This window comes from Xanthomonas sp. BRIP62411 (assembly GCF_003993525.1).
GTDB classification, from domain to species: Bacteria; Pseudomonadota; Gammaproteobacteria; order Xanthomonadales; family Xanthomonadaceae; genus Xanthomonas; species Xanthomonas euroxanthea.
The window spans coordinates 529,759-555,397 of record NZ_QEZI01000008.1 but is presented as its reverse complement, the minus strand read 5'-3'; the positions used below and the strand labels follow the sequence as shown (position 1 = coordinate 555,397).

Below are 25,639 nucleotides of genomic sequence, written 5' to 3'. Positions count from 1 at the left end.
AGTTGGCTCGCGTGGTTGGAGAACGTGGGGTGCCCGGCCCTCGTGACGCGGGTACGGGCGTGCGTCGCCGACGCCTTCCTTTGCGACAGCGCTGTGCTTGGGGCCGGGATTGCGACGACGATCGCGATCGCGACTCAATGCCTGAGGTCGACGCCCGTGCAGTGCGCCTGCGCCAGCTGCGGATTGCAGCGTGCGACGGCATCGCCGTCGAAACGCACCACATAACCGTTGCCGGCCGGCTCGTGTGCGGGGAAGTCGGTGCTGAGCAACTGCGCGCCGCTGGCCAGCATGCGGTCGCGGCGGGTGGTGTCGTGTCGCAGCGCTTCCTTCAGGTCTGCGTCGGTCCGCGTGCGTACCAGATAGCCGGCTTTCACCAGCTGGGTGATCGTCTCGGCGGGGCCATCATTGAGTTCGGTGAACGCGGCATCGTCTTGGCCAGGCACGGCATTGGTGAAGCACACGCGTCCGCGCAGCGACGGATGCCCGGGCAGGTAGCTGGCACCGGCCGCACGTTGGTCCAGCAGGAACACCACCTTGCCGCGTGCCTGGTCCAACGGCGGCCAGCCGTGGGCACGCACCGCGGCGTCGAGCGTGGCTGCGCTGCCACGGACCTGATCGGGGCTGAGGTACTCGCCGGGTCGAAACACCGAGCGCAGCTCCGCATCCAATGCATCCATCGCCGCCGGATCGAACGGCTCCGGCTGCACGGTCGGAAAGGCCAGTTGCATCGGCGCCTGCTTGGTTTCCAGCAGGATGAAGATCGGCACATGCCCGGGATGCTGCATCGACCATGCGCGCACTTCCTGCAGGCAGGCGATCAACGGCTGGCAGGTACTGCGCTGGTCCACATCCTGCACGTGCATGACCTTGAAGCCGGGCTTGTCCATCACCCCGGCGGGTGCGCTTGGCGCTGCGGGTGGCAAGCCGGCCTTGGCAACCTGCGCGACGATGGCCGGGTGCGCGTAGCGGCCGCCGTTGGCGTCGGCGAAGACATCCAGTTCCAGTTGCCGGACGCCATCGTCCAGTTGTTGGGCCAGCGGCGGATGGCGGTAATCCAGCGCCGCGAACAGCTCCGGACTCAGTTGTTGCAGCAGCGTCGCTTCGCTGGGGGCGAAGCCGGCGTGGTAGCTGTTATGGCTGCCGATATATTGCAGGTCGGTAAGGCGGGGAGCGGCGTGCGCGGTCGCGCCGGCCATCAGCAGCAGGCCAAGGCATGCTGCGCTGCGTGTGCTGCTTCGCTTCGCGCGCGATGGCTTCGTTCTGCGGTCATTGCGTGGATTCAACGCCGAAACAGCGGGGAGCAAGCGCATGCAGCCAGGCCGGAAAGAAGGTACCCGCCATCATCGAGGCCAAATCTGACGCAAGGCTTTCCGCCGTGTTGCCGTCGTGCGTCATATTGCGGAAAACGCGCCATGGCCTCGCGTCTCGCGACACGGACGGCTCAGTGCACTGCGGTTTTCCGCAAGGCATATGCCAGCAGCCGTGCCTGCACGCGCTCGGCACTGCTGCGTGGTGCATCCAGTGCCATCCGCTGCAGAGCGGCGGCACCGCTTGCATCGGCGGTATCGCGTGACAGCAGTGCGCGGCAGAGGGTCATCAGCTTGGCGCTGTTGCCAACCGTTGCGCGTTTGAGCCAGGTCAGGGCGCACAGCACGCGCTGCTCGACCTCGCTGAAGTCGCTGCCGAGCGGGTAGTCGGGCAGGCTGCCATCGCGACGGAACGGCGCCAGCGCCTGTTCCAGCGCCTGCGGCGTGTTGCGTCGTGCACGCGCAGGCAATGCAGGGTTGCCACGTAGCTTGCGCGATGCCTTGGCGCTCGCCAGCAATGCGTCCTGGAAGCGTGCATCGCAGATGCCGGCCATCGCCAACACGCAGTCCTGGTCGGTCTGGTGGCGCAGGTCGGCGATGCCGTACTCGGTGATGTACAGGTCGCGCAGATGGCGCGGGATGGTGGTGTGCCCGTAGTTCCAGCGCACATTGCTCGCTGCGTGCGCACCGGCATCGCGCGTGGCCCGCAGCATCAACGCGCTGCGCGCCTGCGGCAAGGCATGCGCCATCGCCACGAAGTTGTATTGGCCGCCGACACCGGAGACCACACGGCCATCTTCCAGCCCGTCGGACACCGCCGCGCCGAGCGCGGTGGCCATCATGCAGGAGTTGAAGAAGCGCGCATCGCGGCGTTGCAGGCGCTCCAGCGTTTCGTTGCCGCCATACAGCTGGTTGATCTGGCTGATGCGGCGCATGCCGATGGCATCGCGCGTGTCCGCGTCCAGATCGCGCAGCCAGCGGTAAAAATCCGGCGAGCCGAGATAGAACGCGCCGTGCAGAAACTCGCCTTCGCGTGCCAGGCGCGCGTGATCGGCCGCGTCGGCGCCACCGTCGGCGATGCGCTGCATCAGCGGCAGATCATCGTGCACCTTGCGGCGGATCACGCCGCAGTCCACCAGCTGCTTGAAACCTTCATTGAGCATTTCGCTGCAGCCATACAGGCCGGTCTCGAACGGCGCCAGGCCACCGCTGGCGTGCACGGCAGGGTGCTGCTCCAGTTCCGGGTCCAGCGCATGCAGCACACGCCGATAGGTGGCGTTGTCGGTGTGTCGCAAGACCAAGGCATGGCTCAGCGCATCGGCCAGGGTGCCGATGCCGATCTGCAAGGTGCCGCCATCGCGGACCAGCGTGCTGGCATACAGGCCGATGGCGTAGTCGACGCTGTTCACCGGTTGCCTGGGCAGGCCGAACAGGCGCGGCGACGGACCGGGCAGGTCGATGACCAGGTCGAAGAAGGCCTCATCCACCGCCGCGGTGCCACCGATCCACGGCAGTTGCGTGTCCACTTCCGCCACCAGCATGGGACGCGGCAGGCCAAGTGCCTGCACCGCATCCAGCGTGTCCTGGGTGATGTCGTTGTTGCACGACAACGACAGCCGCGTGCCGCCCGGTTCGCGCGCCACTTTCTGCACGATCAGGTTCGGTGCGCGCTGCGCCACTGCGGCAGCAGCGTGGGTGTAGTTGAGACTCGTGTAGTCGGCCTGCGCCTGGGTGGAGTGCAGCAACCCGCCGGACTGCATGTAGAACTCTTCCACCTGCACATGCGCCGGCAGTGCATCGCGCAGCATGTCATCGACATAGGCAAGACGCGGGAAATCCTCGCCGAAATGGCGCGCGATGAACGGGGCCACAAAGCGCGCCTCCAGCCCCGTGCCCGGCTTGGGCGGGTTGAGCGACAACGCGGTATACAGCGCCAGTGGCCGCGTGGGCGTGTGCTTGAGCTGCGCATATAGCGCGTTCAATAGCCGGTGCGGCTTGCCGATGCCCAGCGGCGCGCCGACACGTAGCGGGCCGTCGAGGCGTTGCAGGATGTGCGCAACAGCGCTGGGCAGGTCGGTCAGATGGTCAGTCATCGGTGCAGGGTAGCCGAGGCGATGGCGGGGTGGTTACCCGGACTGCTGACAAGACCGGGTTGATGCACCCGTTGCCGCAACGCTGTTGGGACGGGCTTGACAGGTCAAAGTTTTACATGCGTAATCGATAAAAATTACGGATGTAATCGCATGCCGATCAGCGAAGCCGAAGCAGTTGTGATGCAGGTGCTCTGGGATGCGGCGCCGCGCAGCGCCGACGACGTGGTCGCCGCGCTGGCTGCCCACAGCAACTGGGCCGAGCCGACGGTGAAGACCCTGCTCAACCGCCTGCTTGGCAAGGGCGCCATCCGCGCGGTGAAAGAAGGGCGGCGCTATCTCTACTCGCCGGTGCTGGCGCGCGAGCAGTGGGTGCAGCAGCAGAGCGAGGGATTGCTGCAACGCCTGTTCGGTGGGCGGGTGGCGCCACTGGTGGCGCATTTCAGCGAGCGCGGAAAACTCAGCGCGTCCGATATCGCGGAGCTGAAACAACTGATCAAGGAGCTGGACGATGAACCCTGAGGCCTGGGTCCTGGTGTCGCGCGCAACGCTGTACATCACCGTCGCGCTGCTGGTCTGCCTGTTCCTGCGTCGCCCGCTGCGCAAGCTGTCGGGTGCCACCGGGGCGTATGCGATCTGGTCCTGCGTCCCGCTGGCCCTGGTGGCGGCCGTGTTGCCAGGCCCGTCTCTCGGCGTGGCGGTGCCGAGGTTACCGGCGCTGACTGCCCTGCCGGCGCTGTCCAGCGTGCAGGGCCAAGGCCAGGCGTGGGCAAGCTGGCTGGCGGCAGCGTGGCTGGGCGGCGCGGTGGTGATGGCGTTCGGAGTGTGGACGCGGCAACGGCGCTTCCTGCGCCGGCTGGGGCCGTTGCATCGGCTCGACCACCGGCTCTGGTCGGCCACGCACGATGTCGGCCTTCCCGCATCGCTGGGACTCTGGCGTCCGCGCATCGTGGTACCGGCCGATTTCAGCGTGCGCTACGACGCCGATGAGCGTGCGCTGATCCTGGCACATGAGGGCATGCATCTGCGGCGCGGCGATCTGCATGCGAATCTGCTGGCAGCGCTGATGCTCTGCATCGGCTGGTTCAACCCGCTGATGCATCTGGCCTGGCGTGCGTTCCGGCTGGACCAGGAGCTGGCCTGCGATGCGGCCGTGCTGGCGCAACATCCGGGCAAGCGCCGCAGTTACGCCACGGCCATGCTCAAGACCCAGCTTGGTGCCGGTTGCACGCAACTGGCCTGTCATTGGGCTGCGTCGCCTCCGTTGGCGCAACGGATCGCGGCACTGCGCGGTTTACCCGCAGCTGCCGGGCATGCGCACTGGCGCGTGGTGATGGTGCTGCTGCTGGCGGCGACGATCAGCACCGCTGCCTGGGCCATGCAGCCGGCGCGCATTGCGTTGCCGGCACACCCGGCGCTGGCGGCGGGCAGCGCGGTGGATTTTTCCACGATGCAACCACCGCGGTATCCGGCAGCCGCGTTCGACAAGGGCATCGAAGGTTTTGTCGAACTGCAGATCCAGGTCAGCCCGGGCGGCGTACCGGAGCAGATTGCCGTCGTGCAGAGCAGCCCGGCCGGCGTGTTCGATCAAGCGGTGCTGGAGGCAGCGCGTCAGTGGCGGCTGACACCTGCGTCTGCACATGGCAGGGCGATTGCTTCCACGGTGCGCGTGCCGGTGAAGTTCGAACTGGATGCGCCGGAGCAAACGTCCACGGCTGCCGATGCCGATGCCGGCGCAGCGCACCCGGATGCGCCAGCGTCCAGCCGTCTTGCCGGTTGTGCCTCGGCAGGCTGCGCAATGCAGGAGAAGCCGTGATGCGATTTACTCCGATATTCACTGCAGCCCTGGCGCTGTCGCTCGGCGCATGTGCAACGCAGGGCGTGCAGGAACAGCAGCGCAGCCAGCGCGAAGATTCGGTGGACCAGCGCATGCTGAGCGCGCAGTCGGGCGGTGACGGCACCTCATCCATCCAGTCTTACACACTGGCGCCGGCACAGCGTTTCCGGATGCCGCGCGCACTGCGCAGCGATGCGCCGGTGCTGCCGGCCGACTCGCCACGGCAGACCCTGCCGCCGACCACCGTATGCGCGCATGTGATCCTGGCCGCCGACGGCGCGGTGCAGCGCGTCGACCCCATGTCCGATCGCGACGAATGCGCGGCCGGTCTGCTGCCGGACAACGCCGATCTGCTGCAGGCGGTGCGTACCACGGTGCAGCAATGGCGGTTCGTGCCGGCCGCACTGTGCACGTTTGCCGCCGGCGTGGCACAGCCGGCGGCGCTTGACGACTGCAGCGGCGCGATCAGCGAGGAACCGGTACCGGTGACGCTGTCGTTCGCGTTCACCTTCGAAGTACGGCAGGGCAAGGTCAGCGTGCGGCAGGGCAAGGTGGCGCAATGAGCATGCGCATCGCTGTCATCAGAGCATTTCAGGTGCGAACAGGCGCCGCCGCGAGACTTCTTTGCCGGACAGCATGAAGCGGCCATCGCCGCGGTAATGCACCGTCCTGGGCAGCGCAGGCCGCCTGGCCACCTGCGCGCTCACCACTTCCCAGACGAAGAGGGCGTGGCGGTTGATCTGCCGGCCGTCGTGCAGGCGGCATTCGAAACTGGCGTAGCACTCGGCGATGGCTGGCGCCGCGACCCGCTGGCCGGGGACGGCAGTCAGCCCGAAGTGGTCGAACTTGTCCATCTGGGCACCGCTGCTGTTGCCAATGCCGATCACGGTGTCGAGCAGCTCGGCCGTCGGCAGATTGATCACGCATTGTTTGCTGCGCCGGACCAGTTCGAAACTGTGGTTACCGGGGGCGATGCAGCAGGCGATCAGCGAGGGCGAAAACTCCAGCACCATATGCCAGCCCATGGTCATGATGTCGCGCTGGCCCTTGTGGGCCGAGCTCACCAGCACCACCGGCCCCGGTTCCAGGAAGCGGCGCGCCTGCTCCACCGGGAATGCATGTTTCCGATACTGTTTCATGGACACACCAACTGATTGGATGTGGCGATCGACGGTGTCGATGCGCTCATTCCAGCACATGCACGCTATCTGCGATGCGCTGCACTTCATCGGGATTGTGGCTGACGTACAACATCGGCAGGCGGATTTCGTCGCGCACGCGTTGCAGGTAGGGAATCAGTTCTTCGCGGCGCGCCTGATCCAGTGCCGACAAGGGCTCGTCGAACAACAGGATCGCTGGTTGCGACAACAAGGCGCGGCCGATCGCCACACGCTGCGCTTCGCCTCCGGAGAGATTGCGTGGCCGGCGTTGCAGCAACGGCGCTATACCCAGCAGCGCCACCACGTCGTCGAAGCCGAATGGCGCCGCGCCTCGGGCGTGCCGGCCATAACGCAGGTTGCGGCGCACATCCAGATGCGGAAACAGCCGCGCATCCTGAAACACGTAGCCGATCCTGCGCTTGTGCGTGGGCAGGTCCACGCCTTGCCGGGCGTCATACAGGCAGCGCCCGTCGATGCGGATATGCCCGGCCTGCGGCCGCACCAAACCGGCGATTGCGTTGAGCACCGTGCTCTTGCCCGCGCCGGAGGGGCCGACCAGGGCCACCACACGGGCTTGGTCCTGGATGTGGACATGCCGTTGGAAATTGCCGCGCTGCAGGTGCAGGTCGATATCGAGCATCAGCCGTCCTCGCGTGGATGCGGTCTGCGCACCAGCCACTCGGACAGCAGCAGCGCCGCCAGCGAGATCGCCAAGGCAACGCCGGCCAGCCGCCACACGCCCGATTCCATGCCCGGCACCTGCATCAGCCCGTAGATGGCCGACGACAAGGTCTGGGTTTCGCCAGGGATATTGGACACGAAGGTGATGGTCGCGCCGAATTCGCCCAGGGCCTTGGCGAACGCCAGCACCATGCCGGCCACCAGGCCAGGCCAGGCCAGCGGCAAGGTGATGCTGAAGAACACCCGCCACGGGCCCGCGCCGAGCGTGGCGGCGGCCGCTTCCAGGCGACGATCGGTCGCTTCGATGGACAAGCGGATCGCGCGCACCATCAACGGGAACCCCATCACCGCGCATGCCAGCGCCGCACCGGTCCAGCGGAATGCGAACTGGATGCCGAGGTGCTCCAGCAGCCAGCTGCCGACCGGCCCCTGCGTGCCCAGCACCACCAGCAGCGCGTAACCGGTCACCACCGGTGGCATCACCAGCGGCAAATGCAGCAGGGCATCCAGCAGCGCCTTGCCCGGGAAGCGCCGCCGCGCCAGCAGCCAGCCACAGGCGATGCCTGGCGGCAGGCTGGCGATGGCTGCAACGATGGCGACCTTGAGACTCAGGCCGATCGCGGTCAGCTCCTGCGGGGTGAACATCGACAACGGCGCGCCTCAATCCTGCAACGAAAAACCACGGCGCACGAAGATCGCCCCGGCCGGCTTGCTGCCCAGCCACTGCACGAACGCGGCGGTGCCGGCATTGCTGCTGTTCTTCAACGCGGCAACCGGATACACGATGGCCTCGTGGCTATCGTCGGGGAAGGTGGCAACCACGCGGACCTTGGGGTCGGCGCGTGCATCCGAGCCGTACACGATGCCCAGCGGCGCCTCCCCGCGCGAGACCAGCATCAACGCGGCGCGCACGCTTTCCGACTCGGCCAGGCGATTGCTCACGCCGTCCCAGTGGCCGAGCTTGCGCAGCGCTGCGGCGGCATACTTGCCCGCCGGCACGCTGTTGGTCTGGCCCACCGCCAGCCGACCGCGCTCGCCGAGCGCCCTGGCAATCGCGCCCGGCTGGCGCGGATCCACGCGCAGCCTGCTGCTGGCCGGGGCGATCAACACCAGGGTATTGCCGAGCAGGTTGTGACGCTGCGCCGGCAGCACCAGGCCGCGCTGCTGCAGATAGTCCATCCATTCCAGGTCGGCCGAAAAGAACACGTCTGCCGGTGCGCCTTGCTCGATCTGGCGTGCCAGTGCAGAGCTGGCGGCGTAGGAGACGCGCACGGGCGTGCCGGTCGCCTTCTGGTAGGCGGCCGCGGCCTCGTCCATGGATTCCTTCAGGCTTGCCGCAGCAAACACCGTCACCGGCGCGGTCTGCGCCATGGCCAGGACGGGCAGGGCAAGCATCAGCACGCAGAACGCGCGCTGCCAAAAACCGATCGTGCGCATGGGGGGTCTCCAGCAGGGTCAGGCACCGATCATAGCGGCTGCGCGCGATGCGCCGCGTGGCGGCCACGCTGACGCGTCAGCGAACCACCCCGTCACAGCGGCCGGCCTGCAGATTGGTCTGCAATGCCGGCCGGATCAGCCTGGGCTCGGGCAGCGTGGCATCGCGGGCCTGGCGCTGCGCCACGAACGCATCGACCTCCACGCCATCGCGCACATGGATATTGCTGCGCCGCTGCTCGCCGATGCTGGTCTGGTACGCCACGTCGCGGCCGCCCGGGCCGTAGTCATGGCAGACGAACACGCGCGTGTCTTTCGGCAGCGCGTACATGCGCTGGATCGAGGCAAACAGTTGCCGTGCATCGCCACCGGGGAAATCGCAGCGCGCGGTGCCGGCGTCGGGCATGAACAACGAATCGCCGGGGAACAGCGCATCGCCGATCAGATACGCGATGCTGTCGCTGGTATGCCCGGGCACCGCGATGACACGTACCTGCAGCGTGCCCAGGGCGAAGCGCTCGTCATCGGCGAACAGGTGATCGAACTGCGAGCCATCGGCACGGAAGTCTTCCGGCAGCGCGTAGTGTGGCGCGAGCGTCTGCTGCACGTCCCGAATGCCGTCGCCGATGCCGATGCGTGCCTGTGGCCAGTGCTGTTTCAGCCACTGCGCGGCAGACAGGTGATCGGCATGCGCATGGGTTTCCAGCAGCCACTGCACCTGCCAGCCGCGGTGGGCGATGGCATCGACGATCGCCTGCGCGGCGCGCGTGCCGACCGCGCCGCTGTCGGCCGCATAGTCCAGCGCCGGGTCGATCACCGCTGCCGCCCCGGTCGCCGCGTCGGCGACCACATAGGTGAAGGTGTTGCTGTCGGCGTGAAAGAACGCAAGCACCTCGGGCTGCATCGGCGTCTCCATCTCAGGGCGTGGCCAGCGCCGCGTTGAGCACGGCGGCCAGTCGGTCGCCAGCCTCGCGCAATTGGGTCTCGGCAACCGGACGGTAGGTCGCGATGTAGCCGTCCGGCAACACGTGCTTGTCCGGATAGACGCCGGGCGTGATCGCGATCCTGCAGGAGGCCTGCGCCCAGGCCGCAGCCGGCGGTGGCAGCACCGGCGATGTTGCCGCGGTCGCCGGCAACGCCAGCAGGCGTTGCAGATAGACATCGTCATCAAGCTGGCGGTCGTTGAGCATGCCGCTGTCCCACAGCGCATGCAGGTTGCTGCCCTTGCCAGCGACCTGCAGCTGGAATGCATTGCCGCCCTTGTCGTGCGCGTAGCCGGCATGCATCGGCTGGTGGATGTCGCCGACAAAATGCACCACGAACTTCAGGGCCTGCCGACGCACGTCCAGGGGCTGGCTGCGGTCGGCAAGCAGCGCGGTCTGCCGATCCAGCGCGGCGATCACGCAGTTGCCGTCCGGGCAGTCGCGCGGCGGCTCGTACGTACAGTCGTGCTCGCCGAGATTGACGTAATGCCACGGGCCGGAGCGCTTGCCCAGGTCCGGATCGTGCTCGCGCAATTCGTCGGCCCAGGTGGCGACACCGGCCAGTGTCGGATTGGCGTCGCCTTTCAGCAATTGCGCCACTTGTGCCCGCGCCTGCGGGCTCAGCTCGGTCTCGGCAATGCGCGCCACCAGGCGGTGGCCTTGCGGCCCCCAGGCGAAGGCGCTGATGGGCTGGAATGCCGCGGCAACGGTTGCGGCAAGAAGGAGGAGGCGAGGGGAGAAGGTCTTCATCCGGCAATTGTACGCATCGGTCCGGGACGGTTTGATGGCCGTCCCGGTCCGACCACAGCCACGGCTCAGCGCGGCGTCTGCGGCAGGCTTAGAAATAGACCAGGTACGACACGCCATAGGTCAGCGGATCGATCCGCGCCTTGCCCAGCCGGCTGCCATTGAAATCGACATTGCTGCGCGAATCGGTCCAGCGCGCATCCACGCGCAGGCCGCTGCGCTCGTTGAAGATGTAGTCCACACCGATATGTGCGGTGGCGCCCACCGAATCGTCGAAGCGCAGATCGCCGTTGCCGAAGGCGTCATCGACGTCCTCGCCGACAAACGTGGTGTAGTTGATGCCGACACCCACGAACGGCGACACCGTGCCGTAGCCGTTGATGTGGTACTGCAACAGCACGCTCGGCGGTACCGACCAGTAGCTGCCCACCTTGCCGACGCCCTCAAGCTCCAGATCGTGCTTGCCCGCCACCGCGGCATGCACCTCGATGCCGAGGTTGTTGCGCAGGAAGTATTCGTAGGTGAACGACAGCGTCGGGGCGCCCTTGATCTCGGCACGCGTGCCGCCGAAGCTGCCGCTGTCGGACTTGGGCGAGACATAGCCGGCGCCGTAGCCCGTGGTCCAGTGGCCGGCCGATTGTGCAAGGGCAGATGCGGCCGAGGCGGCCAGTGCGATGGCGAGGGCGGTACGGATCAGCATGCTCATGGAATCCCCGGATAGGTCGGACAGGCGGTCGACGTGGCCAACCTGTCCGCAACTCCGGCGGTGGATTCACGTCCCTGGACGCCAAGTGTGCCAGAGATGCATCGCGCACGCTGCCGGGCTCAGAACCGGTGCACGTAGGCCAGGCCGTAGACCAGCGGGTCGATGTTGACCGTGCCGATGCGGCTGCCGTCGAGGCGCGCTTCGGTATCGATGTCGATCCAGCGCAGGTTCACCCGCAGTGCGCCGCGCTCGCTGAGCTTGTAGTCCACGCCTGCGTGCAGGGCCAGGCCCCAGGAGTCGTCCAGTTCCAGTTCGCTGCCGGCCAGCGCGCCACGCGTGTCGGTGCTGAAGAAACGGGTGTAGTTGATACCCGCGCCAACGAACGGCGAGAGCTTGCCCTGGCTGTTGAAGTGGTACTGCAGCGAAATCACCGGCGGCAGATGCTTGGTGCTGGCGACACGTCCCAGGCCGCGCAGCGCGATGTCGTGCTCGAACGGCAGCGCAGCCAGTACTTCGATGCCCAGGTTGTCGGCAATGAAGTATTCCGCAGTGAAGGTGGGCTTGATGTCCTTGCCGACGTCCGCTTCGAGCGTACCGCCGACCAGGCGGCCGTTATCGGATTTGGGAGCGACCTGGTGGGCACCGACGGCAACGGTCCAGTCGCCTTTGGATTGAGCCAGTGCGGGGACGCTGGCGAAGGCGGCGGCCAGGCCGGCGAGCAGAAGGGTAGAGCGCATGCGCATGGAAATTCCCGTTGTGTGCAGAGGATGGAAGAAGTCTTGGGGCTTTGCCCGATGGATGCCTTGATCCTGATCAATCGCTGCGCGCGCTGCCGCGACAGGTCATGCGCGGAGGTGAGCAGGGACAGGCACCGGCAGCAGCGATCTGCGCCGTGCCGGTGATCGCACCGGCGCATCGCTTCTGCGCTGCGATGCCAGGCGCCTGACGCCAGCGGCGGCGGGGAAGGAACTCCGACGCCTGCATGCGCGGGGGAGCCGGCAGCGAGCGGATGGCGGCAGGGATCGCGCACTTACCTGGCCTTGGCGAGCTTGGGCGCATCCACTTCCGGCATCGCCGAGCTGTGGTGGTTGATGATCAGCCACTTGTCGTCGCGCTTTTCGTACACGAAGGTGTAACGCGCCTGCACCTTGCTCTTCTTGCCGTCCTTGTCGGTCAGCGTGAAGGTATAGACGCCGGCATCCACTGCGCTGTCGTCATCGAGCACGCGCACGGTGCGGTAGTTGACGACGCCCTGCGGCTTCTTGGTCAGGAACATCGCGAAGTATTTTTCGATCTGCGCGCGCGAGGCGCGCACCTCGTTGGACACGGTCGGCAACAACACACCGTCCGGCGCGTACAGATCGGCCACCTTGTGCGGGTTGCCGGTGGCCAGTGCCGCGTTCCAGGTGTCGAACAGCGCAGCGACTTCGCGCGCTTCGCCATCGGTGGGCAAGGTGGCCTTGTCGGTGTAGTGCATCACGCCGCCAGCCAGCGCCGGGGTGGCGGCCAGTGCCAGGACCAGAGAGAGAAAGGTGCGACGCATGGGGGAATGTCCGTTGTGATGGATGGGTGCCTCAGCAGGCACGGCCAGTATCGAAATCCACAGAGCGCCGAAATGCCGCTGTTCGGCATATGCATCAATACGCCTTTCAGCGTATCGATGTGGAACTTAAGCAATTGAAATGAATTGGAAATATCGAAGAAAAAAGCGTATTCCCGATTGCCGCGTTCGTGCCGCACCTCAGATCGTCACGGGCCCTCAAGTCAGGCAGGCGTCAGCCCATACCGCGTCGTGCTTGCAGCGCCGAGCTCATCACCTTGTCGATTGACGGCACCCACACAGCCTGCCCACCTTTCGATTCCCGATTCCCGATTCCCGCCCCGCATGCACCACGGCACAACGCCCTGGCGCCACATGCCGCAGCGCTGGCTGCAGCACGGCTGCGCGAGTGCGACGCTGCTAGAATGGCGGTCCCTTTCCATCCGCCGCGCCATCGCGGCCGCAGGAGCTAGTGAACATGGCAATCAAGGTTGGCATCAACGGATTCGGTCGCATCGGCCGCAACGTGCTGCGCTCTGCGGTGCAGAACTTCGCCAATGACATCGAGATCGTGGCCATCAATGACCTGCTCGAGCCCGATTACCTCGCCTACATGCTGCAGTACGACTCGGTGCATGGCCGCTTCAAGGCCGATGTGTCGGTCGACGGCAACACGCTGATCGTCAACGGCAACAAGATCCGCCTGACGCAGGAGCGCGACCCGGCCAACCTCAAGTGGGATGCGGTCGGTGCCGACGTGGTGATCGAGTCCACCGGCCTGTTCCTGACCAAGGAAACCGCGCAGAAGCACATCGACGCCGGCGCCAAGAAGGTGATCCTCTCGGCACCGTCCAAGGACGACACGCCGATGTTCGTGTTCGGCGTCAACGACAAGACCTACAACGGCGAAGCGATCGTCTCCAACGCCTCGTGCACCACCAACTGCCTGGCGCCGCTGGCCAAGGTGATCAACGACAAGTGGGGCATCAAGCGCGGCCTGATGACCACCGTGCACGCGGCCACCGCGACGCAGAAGACCGTGGACGGCCCGTCGAACAAGGATTGGCGCGGTGGGCGCGGCATCCTGGAGAACATCATTCCGTCCTCCACCGGTGCCGCCAAGGCCGTGGGCGTGGTGATTCCCGAGCTCAACAAGAAGCTGACCGGCATGAGCTTCCGCGTGCCGACCTCGGACGTGTCGGTGGTCGACCTCACCGTCGAGCTGGAAAAGCCGGCCACCTACGCCGAGATCTGTGCCGAAGTGAAGGCGCAGAGCGAAGGCGCCTTGAAGGGCGTGCTGGGTTACACCGAAGACAAGGTCGTGGCCACCGACTTCCGCGGCGAAACCTGCACCTCGGTGTTCGACGCCGACGCCGGCATCGCGCTGGATTCGACCTTCGTCAAGCTGGTGTCCTGGTACGACAACGAGTGGGGCTATTCCAACAAGTGCCTGGAAATGGTGCGGGTTGTCGCGAAGTAATCCTTGCGCCTAGGCGACGAGTGAAGGCCCCGGCATGCCGGGGCCTTTCGTTTTGAATGATGTTCAAACGCCCGGTTCTACCGGGCGTTTTTCTTGGGGGGGCATGTCGATGCATGTAGCCATTGCGTGCCGGTGCCCATGGCGGCATCGTGTCGCTGCGCTTCAGCCAGGGATTGGCTGCCCAGACGCGTCCTGAGCCTGTATGGTTCGCGCATTCGGCCGGATGCCGACTCAGGGGTTATGCGTTGGAAACGATGATCGTGTCGGTGGTGCTGTTGCTGCTTGCGGTGCCGGTAGGGTTGGTGATCGCCCTGGTGTGGATCGCCGGGCTGCGGCGGCGCGTGGATGCGCTGGAACAGCGGCTTGCGCAATGGCAGGCCAGCGGTGCAGGCGGCGCGGACGCGGCGGCGGTGCACAGCCCAATGCAGTCGCCAGTCGTTACATGGGGGGCGCGGGAGGCGTCCGACCTCGGCCTGTCTGGGTCTGGCGCCCCTGAGCGGCCTGCCGCCGCAGATGTGCACGCTGCGCCGTCGCCAGTCGCGCCGATGCCGAGACCGATGCCGCCATCATTGCCCGCACAGGTGCCCGCATCTGCTACGGCGCGCAGCGCAGTCCAAGCACCGCCCCTGGCCGCTGCACCTGCGAAATTCGAGCAGCAAGCGTACGACGTTCCGTCCGGACCAGGCCCGCTGGCGTGCGCGGCCAGCGCGGTGAAGCGCTGGTTCACCGAAGGCAACGTGCCGGTCAAGGTCGGCATGCTGGTGTTGCTGGCCGGCGTGGCGTCGCTGTTGAAGTACGCCACCGACCAGGGCTGGATGCGCATGCCGATCGAGCTGCGGCTGGCCGGCATCAGTGTGTTGGCGCTCGCCGGCCTGGTCCTGGGCTGGAAGCAGCGGCTGCAGCGGCCGGGCTTTGCGCTGGCGTTGCAGGGCGGGGCCATCGGCGGCTTGCTGCTGACGGTGTTTGCCGCGTTCAAGTTGTACGGGCTGCTCGGCGCAGGCCTGGCGATGGGCATCAGCGTGGTGCTGATTGCCGGCATGTGCGTGCTGGCGGTGGTGCAGGACTCGCGCACGCTGGCGGTGCTGGGGGTGCTGGCCGGCTTCCTTGCGCCGATCTGGCTGTCCACCGGCAGCGGCAATCATGTCGCGCTGTTTGCGTATTACGCGGTGCTCAACGCCGGCATCGTGGCGATCGCCTGGACGCGTCCGTGGCGGGTGCTGAACCTGCTCGGATTCGCCTTCACCTTCGGCATCGGCACGCTGTGGGGCGCGCTGCAATACACCCCGGCGAAATTTGCCACCACCGAGCCGTTCCTGCTGCTGTTCTTCGCCATGTATGTGGCAATCCCGGTCCTGCACGCGCGCCGTGGCGATGGCAGTGCGGGCAAGCTGATCGACGGCAGCTTGCTGTTCGGCACCCCGCTGGTGGCCTTCGCACTGCAGGCGCGCCTGCTGGATGGTGAACGCCTGCCGTTGGCGCTGTGCGCGTTGGCGGTGGCTGCGCTGTACGCGGGTCTGGCCAGCTGGTTGCTGCGGCGTGCCTCCACGCGTCTGCTGGGCCAGGCGCACGCGATGCTGGCGGTCGGTTTTGCCACCCTGGCCGTACCGCTGGCACTGTCGGCGCGTGCCACCGCCAGCGTCTTTGCGCTGGAGGGTGCCGGTCTGCTGTGGCTGGGGCTGCGGCAACGGCGTCGGATCTCGCAGTTCAGCGGGGTGGCATTGCAGTTGCTGGCGGCGGTGGGTGTCGCCTTCGGTGTGGATGCCTGGCGTTACGACGCGGTGGCGGTGGCAAACGCCACCTGCATGAGCACTCTGCTGCTTGCACTGGCTGGCTGGGCCAGTGCCTGGTTCCTGCGCGATGCAGGGCAGCCGCGCCGCGCGCTGGTGGCGTATCTGTGGGGGCTGGGCTGGTGGACGCTGTGCGGCGTGCACGAGATCCTGCGCTTTGCCGGCGATCTGCGCAGCGAGCCGGATCTGCTGCTGGGTTTTGTCGCGCTCACCGTGTGGCTGGCCGCCGAGGTGCATCGGCGTCGCCCGGCAACGGCGCTGGTGTGGACGGCGATGGCCGGGCTGGCGCTGGCTGCGCCGTTGGCGCTGTGGCAATGCCATGCGCATACGCAACCGTTCGCGCATTGGGGGGCGCTGGCCTGGCTGGCGTTCGCCGTGGCAGGCACGCGCGCGCTGTGGTGCCTGCGCAGGCAGCACGGCGCAGGCGCCGTGGCCGCGCAGTTCATCTGGTGGCTGCTGTGGCCGTTGGTGGTGTCGCTGGGCGTGGCGTGGTTGGCCGATACTTACATGCTGGCAAATGGCTGGCGTTGCGCCTTGCTGGCCGCGCCCTGGTTGGGCGTGGCGGCAGTGGGGCTGTTGCGCTGGCCGTGGCTGGCGTGGCCGCAAGGCGCCGGCTTCGATCGGGCACGCAACCCGTTGCTGGGCGGTGTGTTCGCGGTGCTGGGCAGCGGTTGGCTGATCGTGCTGCTGGACCCGGTGAGCGCCGCGCCGTTGCCGTGGCTGCCCTTGCTCAACCCGGCCGAGCTGGCGCAACTGGCGGTGCTGGCCCTGCTGGCGCGGTGGGCGTGGTCTGCGCAGGCGCCGTTGGTCGTGCAACGGTGGCGGGTGACTGCGCTGGGTGTCCTGGGCTGGGCCCTGGTCACCGGCAGCACCCTGCACAGCGTGCATCACTGGGGTGGCGTGGCATGGGACGCCGGCTTGATCGGCGCGACCCTGTCGCAGACCAGCCTGACCATCGTGTGGAGCGTGCTGGGCGTGCTGGGCTGGGTGATCGGCTCGCGGCGCGGTCAGCGTGGGCTGTGGCTGGGCGGTGCGTTGCTGATGGGCCTGGTGCTGGCCAAGCTGGTGCTGGTCGACCGCCAGCATCTAGGCAATCTGCTTGGCATCGGCTCGTTCATGGCCTATGGCCTGTTGTGCACCGTGGTGGGCTACCTGGCACCGGCGCCGCCGCGCCAGCCGGTGGCCGACGCGCAGGCCGTCGGAGACGATGGCGTCGACAAGGAACAGGCATGAAATCGAGGCAATGGGGATGGCTGCTGCTGGTGCCGCTGATGGCGCAGGCGGCCGATGTGCGCCAGGACTACCGGCAACAGTGGCCGCTGCAGGTGGCCGGCTCGGACACCGGCCTGTATCAGCTGCGCTTGAACGCAGCGATCTATCGCAGCGCACAGGACGCAGGGCTGCGCGATGTCGCGGTGATCGATGCGCGTGGCGAGGAGATGCCGGCCGCGCTCTTGCCGGTGGATGCCGCGCCGGCTGCCGCGCCGCGTCGGCAACGCCTGCCCGTGTTTGCGCTGCCGGCCGGTGCAGCGCCTGCCAACGGCGACCTGCAGCTGATCGCCGAACGCGATGCCAGTGGCGCGGTGCGGCGGCTGGAAGGCCGTTTTGCCACCGGCGCCGCTGCAGGTGCCGGTGGCAGCTGGCTGATCGATGCCAGCGCATTGGGTGATCGTCCGCGTGCGCTGTGGCTGGACTGGGACGGCAACACGCCGGTGCAGGCCCGGCTGCGTGTGGAAGGCAGCGACGATCTGCGCGACTGGCGCGTGCTGGCCGCCGACGCCACCGTGATGGCGCTGGACAACCAGGCGCAGCGTCTGCAGCAACGCCGTATCGCGCTGGACGAGGGCGCGCGCTATCTGCGCATCGTGCCGGTGTCGGGCGCGCTGCCGGCCTTGCGCGCGGTCGATGCGGAACTGGACGGCGTCGCTGCGCCGCTGCAATCGCAGTGGCTGGAGTTGCCGGGCACCGCACAGGACAAGGCGGTGCTGTATGCCTTGCCCGGGCGCTTTCCGGTCACCCAGGTCGATGTCAGCGGCGGTCAGGCCGAGGCGGTCGAATGGATCGTGGAAAGCCGTGATGCCGATGACGCGCCGTGGCTGCGCCGCGCCGGGCCGTGGTTGGCGTATCGACTCGGTGCCGGCAAGGCCGCCGCGTCCCCGCCGCAACAGCTGTCGGCCCCGGTGCGTGATCGCCAATGGCGCTTGCTCGCCGCACAAGGCCGCAGCACCGCGAGGCCGACGCTGCGCGTGGGCTACCAGCCGGAGCAGATGATGTTCCTCGCCCAGGGGCTGCCGCCGTATGCCGTGGTCGCGGGTAGCGCGCGCGTGCAACGCGGAGACGCGCCACTGGCCTCGATGCTGCAGGCGCTGCGTCGCGAACGCGGCGCGCAGTGGCAACCGGCGCCTGCCAGCATCGCCGCGCAGGCGCAGCCGCTGGCCGGCGATGCCGCACTGCAGCCGGCCGCCACGCCGCGCGACTGGAAGCGTTGGTTGCTGTGGGGGCTGCTGATCGGCGGCGCCGTGCTGGTCGGTGGTTTCGCCGTGAGTCTGCTGCGCAGCCCGGCGGCCAATCGCAGCCCCTGACGACCCGCGCGCCGCACGGCGGTTTGCCGCTGCGGCGCGAAGGTCCGACAATGGGCATCCCCCGTCGCCAAGGCAGCCGCATTGCCCGTCGTCCTCGACCGACCATCCCCCGCATCGTCAGCCGTATGGGCGGCGATATGCGCGGCAGGCAAGCTGCAATCTCCGCGACCTGCACGCGGGCGCAACGCCAGCGTGCAACGGCTGCCCCACGCCACCCATCTGCGCAGCGCCCAGACATCGGCGCCACGTGCACCGGCTGCTTTTTCGATTCCCCAATCCCGATTTCCGAATCCCCATTCCCCAGACCTAGCGAGCTGACCCCATGTCCATCGTCCGCATGACCGACCTCGATCTCTCCGGCAAGCGCGTACTGATCCGCCAGGATCTCAACGTGCCGATCGACAACGGCCAGATCACCTCCGAGCAGCGCATCACCGCGTCGGTGCCCACCATCCAGCTGGCGCTGGAAAAGGGCGCCGCGGTGATGGTCACCTCGCACCTGGGCCGCCCCAAGGAAGGCAGCTGGACCGAGGAGGATTCGCTGGCGCCGGTGGCCGCGCGCCTGACAGCGCTGCTGGGCGTGGACGTGCCGCTGGTGCGCGACTGGGTCGATGGCGTGGAGGTGGCGCCGGGCCAGGTGGTGCTGCTGGAAAACTGCCGCATGAACGTCGGCGAGGGCAAGGACGACGAAACCCTGGCGCGCAAGTACGCCGCGCTGTGCGATGTGTTCGTCATGGACGCCTTCGGCACCGCGCATCGCGCGCAGGCCTCCACCCATGGCGTGATCCGCTTCGCGCCGGTGGCTGCCGGCGGCCCGCTGTTGATGGCCGAACTCGATGCGCTGGCCAAGGCACTGGACAACCCGGCCAAGCCGCTGCTGGCGATCGTGGCCGGCAGCAAGGTGTCCACCAAGCTGGAGCTGCTGTCCAACCTGGTCAACAAGGTCGACCAGCTGATCGTCGGCGGCGGCATCGCCAACACCTTCATCGCCGCGGCCGGGCATGCGGTGGGCAAGTCCCTGAGCGAGCCGGACCTGATTCCCACCGCCAACCAGATCGTCGCCGATGCCAAGCTGCGCGGCGCGGAGATTCCGTTGCCGACCGACGTGGTCGTCGCCAAGCAGTTCCTGCCCGATGCCGAGGCGACGGTGAAGTCGCTCGATGCGGTGGAGGCCGACGATCTGATCCTGGACATCGGCCCGCAGACCGCCACGCGCTACGCCGAGCTGATCGCCAGTGCCGGCACCGTGGTGTGGAACGGGCCGGTCGGCGTGTTCGAGTTCGAACCCTTCAGCCACGGCACCGAAACCCTGGCGCGTGCGATTGCCAGCTCCAAGGCGTTCTCGATCGCCGGTGGCGGCGACACCCTGGCCGCGGTGGACAAGTACGACATCGCCAAGGACGTCACCTACATCTCCACCGGCGGCGGCGCGTTCCTGGAGTTCCTGGAAGGCAAGACCCTGCCGGCGGTGGCGGCACTCGAGGCGCGCGGCAAGTGAGTGCAGCCACGCTGTTCTTCGATCTGGACGGCACCCTGGTCGATTCGGAGCCGGGCATCGTCGCCAGCATCGTGCATGCCTTCGACGCGGTGGGCCAGCCGCGACCCTCGCCGCAAACCCTGCGCGCGTGGATCGGCCCGCCGCTGCGCGACAGCTTCACCGACTGTTTTCCTGATGATCCGGCGCTGGTGCAGCGCACACTGGCAGCGTATCGCCAGCGTTACGACGCGGTGGGCTGGACCGAACTGAGCGTGTTCGACGGTATCGGTGCAGTCGTCATGGACCTGCAGCGCGCCGGTCATCGCCTGGCGGTGGTGACCTCGAAGAACGAGCGTTACGCGCGCCGCATCGTCGAGCATCTGCCGTTCGGTGCGTGCTTCGAGAACGTGATCGGGGCCAGCGAAGACGGCGAGCGCCGTTTCAAGCCGGACCTGATTGCCGAAGCCTTGCGACGCCTGGACATTGCCAAGACCGGCTGCGTGATGATCGGCGACCGCCGGATGGATATCGATGGCGCCAACCATCACGGCATCCATAGCATCGGCGTGTTGTGGGGCTTTGGCGACGAAGCCGAGCTGCGGGGCGCAGGTGCGGGCGCGATCGCGCGCACCCCTGCCGAGTTGCGCGCCCTGATCGATGGACAGGACTGACGGACCACGCAGCCGCGCACATTGCCAGGCGAGCGCGGCCGGCGCTCGCCTGGGCGTGGCCGCATGCGCAGGCGGCGAGGGGCGCGCAGCGTCGGCGCCCCGGCGTCCGCTCGCTGTCGTCTGCTGACTGCTGCGAACCGTGGGACCTTCACCGCTGCCGCGTTAGGGTGGCAGCCCACAGCAACAACCCGCCGCGCGCCCAGCGCGCTGCGGAAAGCGTACGTACTGTCCCGCACTGTCTATAGGACATGCCGGAATGCGAGGGTGGCTATGCCGCAATGCCATCCTCGGTAGGTGACGCGTGTGTTAAGTTTCGCGGCTTTTACAGGGAGGCCATCATGAAAGAACGTCAACGCCGCACCAAGATCCTTGCCACGCTCGGACCGGCGACGGATCCGCCCGGTGTGCTGGAGGCCTTGTTCAAGGCCGGCGTCAACGTGGTGCGCCTCAACTTCAGCCACGGCGACCCGTCCGGCCAGGCCAAGCGCGCTGCCGAAGTGCGCGCCGCGGCCGTCCGCGTCGGTGCCGAGGTCGGCATCCTGGCCGACCTGCCGGGTCCGAAGATCCGCGTCGAACGCTTTGCCGAAGGCAAGATCAAGCTGACCACCGGCGAGCGTTTCGACCTGGTGGCCGACCCCAATGCGCCCGCGGGCGACCAGCACCAGGTTGGCGTCAGCTACCTCGGCCTGCCGCAGGACGTGGCCGCCGGCGACGTGCTGCTGCTGGACGATGGCCTGGTGCAGCTGCAGGTGACCGAGGTGCAGGGTCAGCGCATCGTCACCACCGTGCTCAACGATGGCGTGCTGTCCGATCGCAAGGGCCTGAACAAGCAGGGCGGCGGCCTGTCGCTGGGCGCGCTGACCGAGCGCGACAAGGAACTGATCGGCATCGTCGCCAAGATCGGCGTGGACTTCATCGCGGTGTCGTTCTGCCGCAACGCCGAGGACATGAACGATGCGCGCCGTATCGCGCGTCAGCATGGCTGCGATGCCGCGCTGGTGTCCAAGATCGAGCGCACCGAAGCGATCGAGAACCTGGTCGAGATCGTCGAAGCCTCCGACGTGGTGATGGTGGCGCGTGGCGATCTGGGCGTGGAAATCGGCGATGCCGAATTGCCGGGCCTGCAGAAGAAGATCATCCGCGAATCGCTGGCGCAGAACAAAGTGGTGATCACCGCCACGCAGATGCTGCAGTCGATGGTGGAAAGCCCGATCCCGACCCGCGCCGAAGTGCTGGACGTGGCCAATGCGGTCATCGACGGCACCGACGCGGTGATGCTCTCGGCCGAAACCGCGGCCGGCGCCTACCCGGTGCGTGCGGTGGAAGCGATGGCACGCATCTGTCTGGGTGCCGAGCGCCAGTTCGAGTTCGACACCGACTTCGAAGCGGCGCAACGCAACCTGCAGCGCGCCGACCAGGCGATCGCAATGGCGACCATGTTCCTGTCCGAACACATCGGTCTGGCCGGCGTGGTTGCGTTGACCGAGTCCGGCGGCACGCCGCGTTACCTGTCGCGCTTCCGTTCCAACATGCCGATCTACGCCTTCACCCGTCACGATGGCGCACGCCGCCACATGGCGATGATGCGTGGCGTGTTCCCGATCAGCTTCGACAGCCGCGGCCTGACCCCGCGCGAAGCCGCACGTGCGGCGATCCGCCTGCTGGTGGAGAACGAGCGCATGGGACCGGGCGACCGCGTGGTGTTCACCAGCGGCGAGCACATGGAAACCCATGGCGCCACCAACACGCTCCGCCTGCTGGAAGTGGGCGAGGACGGCCGCGCCAGCGGCCTGGGCGAGCTGTAACGCCTGGCCTGAGCCGCGCGTGCGTCGCAGGTCGATGCACGCGCTGGCCCACCATCGTTGCCTGCAAATACAGCGGCGGCCTGCGGGTCGCCGTTGTGCTGTGCGGGACATGGTCTGCGGTGCGGGATGCGCCTGCAGGCGCGCATAGCGCGAGGCACGCGCATCACGCTGCGAGCAGCGCCACACATCCTGTCATGCCGCACATGTGTAATCGGTTGCAGACATTCCGTGAAGGAATGTGTACGACTTTCGTCGCTATACTTTCCTTCTCCCCCGCAGCTGCCACAGGAACTACATGAGCATCGAACAGCTTGCCGAAACCGCCCAGGCCATGGTCGCCCCGGGCAAGGGCATCATCGCCATCGACGAATCGACCAGCACGATCGCCAAGCGTTTTGCCAGCGTCGGCATCGAGAACATCGAAGAAAACCGTCGCGCCTATCGCGAACTGCTGCTGACCACGCCCAAGCTGAGCGACTACATCTCCGGCGCCATCCTGTTCGACGAGACCATCCGTCAGAAGACCAAGGACGGCGTGCCGTTCGCCGAGTACATGACCGCCCACGGCATCATCCCGGGCATCAAGGTCGACAAGGGTGCGCAGCCGCTGGCCGGCATGCCGGGCGAGCTGGTCACCGAAGGCCTGGACGGCCTGCGCGCGCGTCTGGAGGAGTACTACACGCTGGGCGCACGCTTCGCCAAGTGGCGTGCGGTCATCAACATCGGCGAAGACATCCCCTCCGGCACCTGCATCGAGGCCAACTCGCACGCGCTGGCGCGTTACGCCGCACTGTGTCAGGAGCAGGGCCTGGTGCCGATGGTCGAGCCGGAAGTGATCATGGACGGCAACCACGACATCGAGACCTGCTACGAAGTCACCGAAGCCACGCTGCGTTCGCTGTTCGGCGCGCTGTATGAGCAGAATGTCGTGCTCGAAGGCACCATCCTGAAGGCCTCGATGGTCATCTCCGGCAAGGGCTGCGAAGAGCAGGCCAGCGTGGAGGAAGTGGCCGAGTCCACCGTGATGTGCCTGAAGTCGACCGTGCCGGCGATCCTGCCGGGCATCGTGTTCCTGTCTGGCGGCCAGACCGACGAGCAGTCCACCGCCCACCTCAACGAGATGCACCAGCTCGGCAACCTGCCGTGGCCGCTGAGCTTCTCGTATGGCCGTGCGATGCAGCAGGCTGCGCTGAAGCTGTGGGCCAAGGACATGACCGGCAACGTCGCCAAGGCGCAGCAGATCATCTATGAGCGCGCCAAGGAAAACGGCCTGGCCGCACTGGGCAAGTGGAAGGGTTGATCGCCGTGTCGGCCGCCTTGCGGCCGGATCGAACGTAGCAAAGAGAACGCCGGCAGCGATGCCGGCGTTCTTGTTTGCGTGGACCGCGCTGCGCCTGCGTACCTGCCAAAATGCAACGAGCGCCTCGCGGCGCTCGTCATCCTTACCTTCTGCATCGCGAGCGTCAGGCGGCAGCGGTTTCCTGCGCGGCCAGGGCTTGCTGGTAGGCCTTGAACGTCGCTTCGTTATAGGCCACCAGCACGATGTGCTTGGGCACCTTGTGCGAGCGCTGCCAGTCGCGGGTTTCGGTCACGGCGATGCGTGCGGCCTGGTACAGCGGATAGCCGTAGATCCCGCAGCTGATGGCCGGGAACGCGATCGAGTGCAGCATCATCTGCTCGGCCAGTTTCAACGATTGCCAGTAGCAGTTGGCCAGTTGTTCCGGCTCGTTGTGCTTGCCATCGCGCCAGACCGGGCCGACGGTATGAAAGACATGCCGCGCCTTGAGGTCGAACCCGTCGGTGATGCGGATTTCGCCGGTGGGGCAGCGCACGCCCGGACGTACCTGCGGCAATGCCTCGCAGGCCTGCAGCAGGCGCGGGCCGGCTGCGCGATGGATGGCGCCATCCACGCCGCCACCGCCCAGCAGTGATTCGTTGGCGGCGTTGACGATGACGTCAACGTCGAGTTCGGTGATGTCGCCTTGCCAGACTTCGATCTTCATAGCGAGATAATTATGGGATTTGCATGAGGAACGCGTGATGGGGCGCGCGTCGCGGAACGGGCACGCTATCGCCCATTCATCTCACCCGCTGCGATTGCCGGAAACGGCTGTGGCGGTTGCGCCAAGGGAGGCTTGAGAACACCCCGATGCGATCGATCGGCTCAATCGCCGACCAGCCGTATTACCGACGGTCGCGCGCTTACGGCCGGCGCCGCACGCGCGCGCAACAGGCGCTGTAGTGGCGGCTGAATTCGTCACCCAGACGCGCTTCTTCAACGGAATCGCATACCGCAGAAGGCCAGGGGCGATGCCTGGGTGGACCCACAAGCAAACAGGCCGCGCTATGGGCGCGGCCTGTGCGTGCAAACCAACGACGTGATCGATCAGGGCAGGCCGGCCAGCCAATCGTCGTCGGAACCTTCGTTGATGTCGGCAAACAGCGGCGTGGAGAAATAGCGCTCGCCGGTGTCGGGCAGCATCGCCAGCACCACTGCGCCGGGCGCCGCGCCTTCGGCCACGCGCAATGCGGTGGCGACGGTGGCGCCGCCGGAGATGCCGGTGAAGATGCCTTCTTCGGCGGCCAGGCGGCGCGCCACGGTGATTGCGTCGGTGTCTTCCACGCTCAGCACCTCGTGGGCGACCTCGCGGTTGAGCACTTCCGGCACGAAGTCAGGGGTCCAGCCCTGGATCTTGTGCGGCTTCCAGTCCTGGCCCTGCAACAGCGCAGCGCCAGCCGGCTCGGTGGCGGTGATGCGCACTTCCGGGCGGGCCACGCGCAGCACTTCGCCCACGCCGGTGAGCGTGCCACCGGTGCCCCAGCCGGTGACGAAATGGTCCAGCCGGAGCCCGGCGAAGTCGCGCAGGATTTCCGCGGCGGTGGTGTTACGGTGGTAGGCCGGATTGGCCGGGTTGGCGAACTGGCTGGCCAGGAACCAGCCATGCTGCTCGGCCAGTTCCCTGGCCTTGCGCACCATGCCGCTGCCGCGCTCGGCCGCCGGGGTCAGGATCACCTTGGCACCATAGGCGCGCATCAGTTTGCGGCGTTCGATGGAGAAGGTTTCCACCATCGTGGCGACGAACTTGTAGCCGCGCGCGGCGGCCACCATCGCCAGCGCCACGCCGGTATTGCCGGAGGTGGCCTCGACGATGGTGTCGCCGGGCTTGAGCAGGCCGCGCTGTTCGGCATCGAGGATGATCGCCAGCGCCAGGCGGTCCTTGACCGAGCCGCCTGGATTGAACGACTCGACCTTGACGTACAAGGTCACGTGTTCCGGAGCGAGGCGATGGAGTTTGACCACCGGGGTACGGCCGATGGTGTCGAGGATGTTGTCGTACAGGGCCATGGGGTC

General features: G+C 67.1%; 23 protein-coding genes. 10 read left to right on the top strand and 13 right to left on the bottom strand.

Going from position 1 to position 25,639, the window contains the following annotated elements:
* Positions 1-134: 134 nt before the first annotated feature.
* Positions 135-1,310, bottom strand: a complete 1,176-nt coding sequence (locus tag EO139_RS06680) for a phosphatidylinositol-specific phospholipase C1-like protein (protein WP_126969831.1) — start codon at positions 1,308-1,310, stop codon at positions 135-137.
* Positions 1,311-1,441: 131 nt separating this feature from the next.
* Positions 1,442-3,400: an acetyl-CoA hydrolase/transferase C-terminal domain-containing protein gene (locus EO139_RS06675; RefSeq protein ID WP_164739752.1), complete on the bottom strand. Its 1,959-nt coding sequence runs from the start codon at positions 3,398-3,400 to the stop codon at positions 1,442-1,444.
* A 150-nt stretch (positions 3,401-3,550) separates the two neighbouring features.
* Here EO139_RS06675 and EO139_RS06670 point away from each other — a divergent pair, with 150 nt between their 5' ends.
* Genes EO139_RS06670 through EO139_RS06660 form a run of 3 tightly spaced genes read left to right on the top strand, consistent with a single transcriptional unit; the run spans position 3,551 to position 5,797 of the window.
* On the top strand, positions 3,551-3,919 hold the full coding sequence (locus EO139_RS06670; protein WP_126947566.1) for a BlaI/MecI/CopY family transcriptional regulator: 369 nt from the start codon (positions 3,551-3,553) through the stop codon (positions 3,917-3,919).
* Positions 3,909-5,213: a TonB family protein gene (locus tag EO139_RS06665; protein WP_126969829.1), complete on the top strand. Its 1,305-nt coding sequence runs from the start codon at positions 3,909-3,911 to the stop codon at positions 5,211-5,213. The genes EO139_RS06670 and EO139_RS06665 overlap by 11 nt, the downstream gene beginning before the upstream one ends.
* The gene (locus EO139_RS06660; protein WP_126970027.1) at positions 5,213-5,797 is read left to right on the top strand and encodes a hypothetical protein; all 585 of its coding nucleotides are present in this window, start codon (positions 5,213-5,215) and stop codon (positions 5,795-5,797) included. The genes EO139_RS06665 and EO139_RS06660 overlap by 1 nt, the downstream gene beginning before the upstream one ends.
* 18 nt (positions 5,798-5,815) lie before the next feature.
* Here the strand turns inward: EO139_RS06660 and EO139_RS06655 are convergent, their stop codons facing one another.
* From EO139_RS06655 to EO139_RS06615, 9 genes are all read right to left on the bottom strand, one after another.
* The gene (locus EO139_RS06655) at positions 5,816-6,373 is read right to left on the bottom strand and encodes a flavin reductase family protein (protein WP_119131037.1); all 558 of its coding nucleotides are present in this window, start codon (positions 6,371-6,373) and stop codon (positions 5,816-5,818) included.
* Between the two features lie 46 nt (positions 6,374-6,419).
* Positions 6,420-7,034 (bottom strand): molybdenum ABC transporter ATP-binding protein, encoded by a 615-nt coding sequence (modC, locus tag EO139_RS06650; protein WP_115677306.1) that lies wholly within the window; start codon positions 7,032-7,034, stop codon positions 6,420-6,422.
* Positions 7,034-7,720 (bottom strand): molybdate ABC transporter permease subunit, encoded by a 687-nt coding sequence (gene modB / locus EO139_RS06645; RefSeq protein WP_172454204.1) that lies wholly within the window; start codon positions 7,718-7,720, stop codon positions 7,034-7,036. Before modB ends, modC begins: the two co-directional genes overlap by 1 nt.
* A gap of 15 nt (positions 7,721-7,735) precedes the next feature.
* On the bottom strand, positions 7,736-8,512 hold the full coding sequence (gene modA / locus EO139_RS06640; protein WP_104584843.1) for a molybdate ABC transporter substrate-binding protein: 777 nt from the start codon (positions 8,510-8,512) through the stop codon (positions 7,736-7,738).
* A 76-nt stretch (positions 8,513-8,588) separates the two neighbouring features.
* Positions 8,589-9,413 carry an MBL fold metallo-hydrolase gene (locus EO139_RS06635; protein WP_126969827.1) on the bottom strand — a complete coding sequence of 275 codons (825 nt, stop codon included), beginning with the start codon at positions 9,411-9,413 and terminating at the stop codon, positions 8,589-8,591.
* A 13-nt stretch (positions 9,414-9,426) separates the two neighbouring features.
* Complete coding sequence (locus EO139_RS06630; protein WP_241235922.1) at positions 9,427-10,359, bottom strand: S1/P1 nuclease; 933 nt, start codon at positions 10,357-10,359, stop codon at positions 9,427-9,429.
* Positions 10,331-10,945: an OmpW family outer membrane protein gene (locus EO139_RS06625; RefSeq protein ID WP_126944315.1), complete on the bottom strand. Its 615-nt coding sequence runs from the start codon at positions 10,943-10,945 to the stop codon at positions 10,331-10,333. The genes EO139_RS06630 and EO139_RS06625 overlap by 29 nt, the downstream gene beginning before the upstream one ends.
* A 119-nt stretch (positions 10,946-11,064) precedes the next feature.
* Positions 11,065-11,688: an OmpW family outer membrane protein gene (locus EO139_RS06620; RefSeq protein WP_119127524.1), complete on the bottom strand. Its 624-nt coding sequence runs from the start codon at positions 11,686-11,688 to the stop codon at positions 11,065-11,067.
* 287 nt (positions 11,689-11,975) lie between these two features.
* Positions 11,976-12,488 (bottom strand): SgcJ/EcaC family oxidoreductase, encoded by a 513-nt coding sequence (locus EO139_RS06615; protein WP_115677302.1) that lies wholly within the window; start codon positions 12,486-12,488, stop codon positions 11,976-11,978.
* 475 nt (positions 12,489-12,963) lie between these two features.
* Between EO139_RS06615 and gap the strand changes: the two genes are divergently transcribed.
* From gap to EO139_RS06575, 7 genes are all read left to right on the top strand, one after another.
* Entirely contained in the window at positions 12,964-13,965 is a 1,002-nt protein-coding gene (gene gap, locus EO139_RS06610) for a type I glyceraldehyde-3-phosphate dehydrogenase (RefSeq protein ID WP_104648883.1), read from the top strand.
* 245 nt (positions 13,966-14,210) lie between these two features.
* Positions 14,211-16,985 (top strand): DUF2339 domain-containing protein, encoded by a 2,775-nt coding sequence (locus EO139_RS06605; RefSeq protein WP_126969823.1) that lies wholly within the window; start codon positions 14,211-14,213, stop codon positions 16,983-16,985.
* Positions 16,982-18,334: a DUF3999 domain-containing protein gene (locus EO139_RS06600; RefSeq protein WP_126969821.1), complete on the top strand. Its 1,353-nt coding sequence runs from the start codon at positions 16,982-16,984 to the stop codon at positions 18,332-18,334. The genes EO139_RS06605 and EO139_RS06600 overlap by 4 nt, the downstream gene beginning before the upstream one ends.
* Before the next feature lie 322 nt (positions 18,335-18,656).
* Positions 18,657-19,832, top strand: a complete 1,176-nt coding sequence (locus EO139_RS06595) for a phosphoglycerate kinase (protein WP_104583698.1) — start codon at positions 18,657-18,659, stop codon at positions 19,830-19,832.
* Positions 19,829-20,482, top strand: a complete 654-nt coding sequence (locus EO139_RS06590; RefSeq protein WP_126969819.1) for an HAD family hydrolase — start codon at positions 19,829-19,831, stop codon at positions 20,480-20,482. The genes EO139_RS06595 and EO139_RS06590 overlap by 4 nt, the downstream gene beginning before the upstream one ends.
* Before the next feature lie 338 nt (positions 20,483-20,820).
* On the top strand, positions 20,821-22,287 hold the full coding sequence (gene pyk / locus EO139_RS06585) for a pyruvate kinase (protein ID WP_104583696.1): 1,467 nt from the start codon (positions 20,821-20,823) through the stop codon (positions 22,285-22,287).
* Between the two features lie 295 nt (positions 22,288-22,582).
* The gene (locus tag EO139_RS06575) at positions 22,583-23,587 is read left to right on the top strand and encodes a class I fructose-bisphosphate aldolase (protein WP_104583694.1); all 1,005 of its coding nucleotides are present in this window, start codon (positions 22,583-22,585) and stop codon (positions 23,585-23,587) included.
* A 163-nt stretch (positions 23,588-23,750) separates the two neighbouring features.
* Here EO139_RS06575 and EO139_RS06570 read toward each other — a convergent pair whose 3' ends face one another.
* Together EO139_RS06570 and cysK are read right to left on the bottom strand one after the other, a co-directional pair.
* The gene (locus EO139_RS06570; protein WP_024938170.1) at positions 23,751-24,290 is read right to left on the bottom strand and encodes an O-acetyl-ADP-ribose deacetylase; all 540 of its coding nucleotides are present in this window, start codon (positions 24,288-24,290) and stop codon (positions 23,751-23,753) included.
* A 383-nt stretch (positions 24,291-24,673) separates the two neighbouring features.
* Positions 24,674-25,633 (bottom strand): cysteine synthase A, encoded by a 960-nt coding sequence (gene cysK, locus EO139_RS06565; protein ID WP_126947582.1) that lies wholly within the window; start codon positions 25,631-25,633, stop codon positions 24,674-24,676.
* Positions 25,634-25,639 lie beyond the last annotated feature (6 nt).

Coding starts and splice junctions, on each gene's coding strand:
- EO139_RS06665 (WP_126969829.1), top strand. CDS start 3,909: ATGAACCCTGAGGCCTGGGTCCTGGTGTCGCGCGCAACGCTGTACATC.
- gap (WP_104648883.1), top strand. CDS start 12,964: ATGGCAATCAAGGTTGGCATCAACGGATTCGGTCGCATCGGCCGCAAC.
- EO139_RS06575 (WP_104583694.1), top strand. CDS start 22,583: ATGAGCATCGAACAGCTTGCCGAAACCGCCCAGGCCATGGTCGCCCCG.
- EO139_RS06630 (WP_241235922.1), bottom strand. CDS start 10,359: ATGGCGTGTCGTACCTGGTCTATTTCTAAGCCTGCCGCAGACGCCGCG.
- EO139_RS06680 (WP_126969831.1), bottom strand. CDS start 1,310: ATGCGCTTGCTCCCCGCTGTTTCGGCGTTGAATCCACGCAATGACCGC.
- pyk (WP_104583696.1), top strand. CDS start 20,821: ATGAAAGAACGTCAACGCCGCACCAAGATCCTTGCCACGCTCGGACCG.
- EO139_RS06660 (WP_126970027.1), top strand. CDS start 5,213: ATGCGATTTACTCCGATATTCACTGCAGCCCTGGCGCTGTCGCTCGGC.
- EO139_RS06635 (WP_126969827.1), bottom strand. CDS start 9,413: ATGCAGCCCGAGGTGCTTGCGTTCTTTCACGCCGACAGCAACACCTTC.
- EO139_RS06675 (WP_164739752.1), bottom strand. CDS start 3,400: ATGACTGACCATCTGACCGACCTGCCCAGCGCTGTTGCGCACATCCTG.
- EO139_RS06625 (WP_126944315.1), bottom strand. CDS start 10,945: ATGAGCATGCTGATCCGTACCGCCCTCGCCATCGCACTGGCCGCCTCG.
- cysK (WP_126947582.1), bottom strand. CDS start 25,633: ATGGCCCTGTACGACAACATCCTCGACACCATCGGCCGTACCCCGGTG.
- EO139_RS06620 (WP_119127524.1), bottom strand. CDS start 11,688: ATGCGCATGCGCTCTACCCTTCTGCTCGCCGGCCTGGCCGCCGCCTTC.
- EO139_RS06595 (WP_104583698.1), top strand. CDS start 18,657: ATGTCCATCGTCCGCATGACCGACCTCGATCTCTCCGGCAAGCGCGTA.
- modC (WP_115677306.1), bottom strand. CDS start 7,034: ATGCTCGATATCGACCTGCACCTGCAGCGCGGCAATTTCCAACGGCAT.
- EO139_RS06570 (WP_024938170.1), bottom strand. CDS start 24,290: ATGAAGATCGAAGTCTGGCAAGGCGACATCACCGAACTCGACGTTGAC.
- EO139_RS06615 (WP_115677302.1), bottom strand. CDS start 12,488: ATGCGTCGCACCTTTCTCTCTCTGGTCCTGGCACTGGCCGCCACCCCG.
- modB (WP_172454204.1), bottom strand. CDS start 7,720: ATGTTCACCCCGCAGGAGCTGACCGCGATCGGCCTGAGTCTCAAGGTC.
- EO139_RS06600 (WP_126969821.1), top strand. CDS start 16,982: ATGAAATCGAGGCAATGGGGATGGCTGCTGCTGGTGCCGCTGATGGCG.
- modA (WP_104584843.1), bottom strand. CDS start 8,512: ATGCGCACGATCGGTTTTTGGCAGCGCGCGTTCTGCGTGCTGATGCTT.
- EO139_RS06655 (WP_119131037.1), bottom strand. CDS start 6,373: ATGAAACAGTATCGGAAACATGCATTCCCGGTGGAGCAGGCGCGCCGC.
- EO139_RS06670 (WP_126947566.1), top strand. CDS start 3,551: ATGCCGATCAGCGAAGCCGAAGCAGTTGTGATGCAGGTGCTCTGGGAT.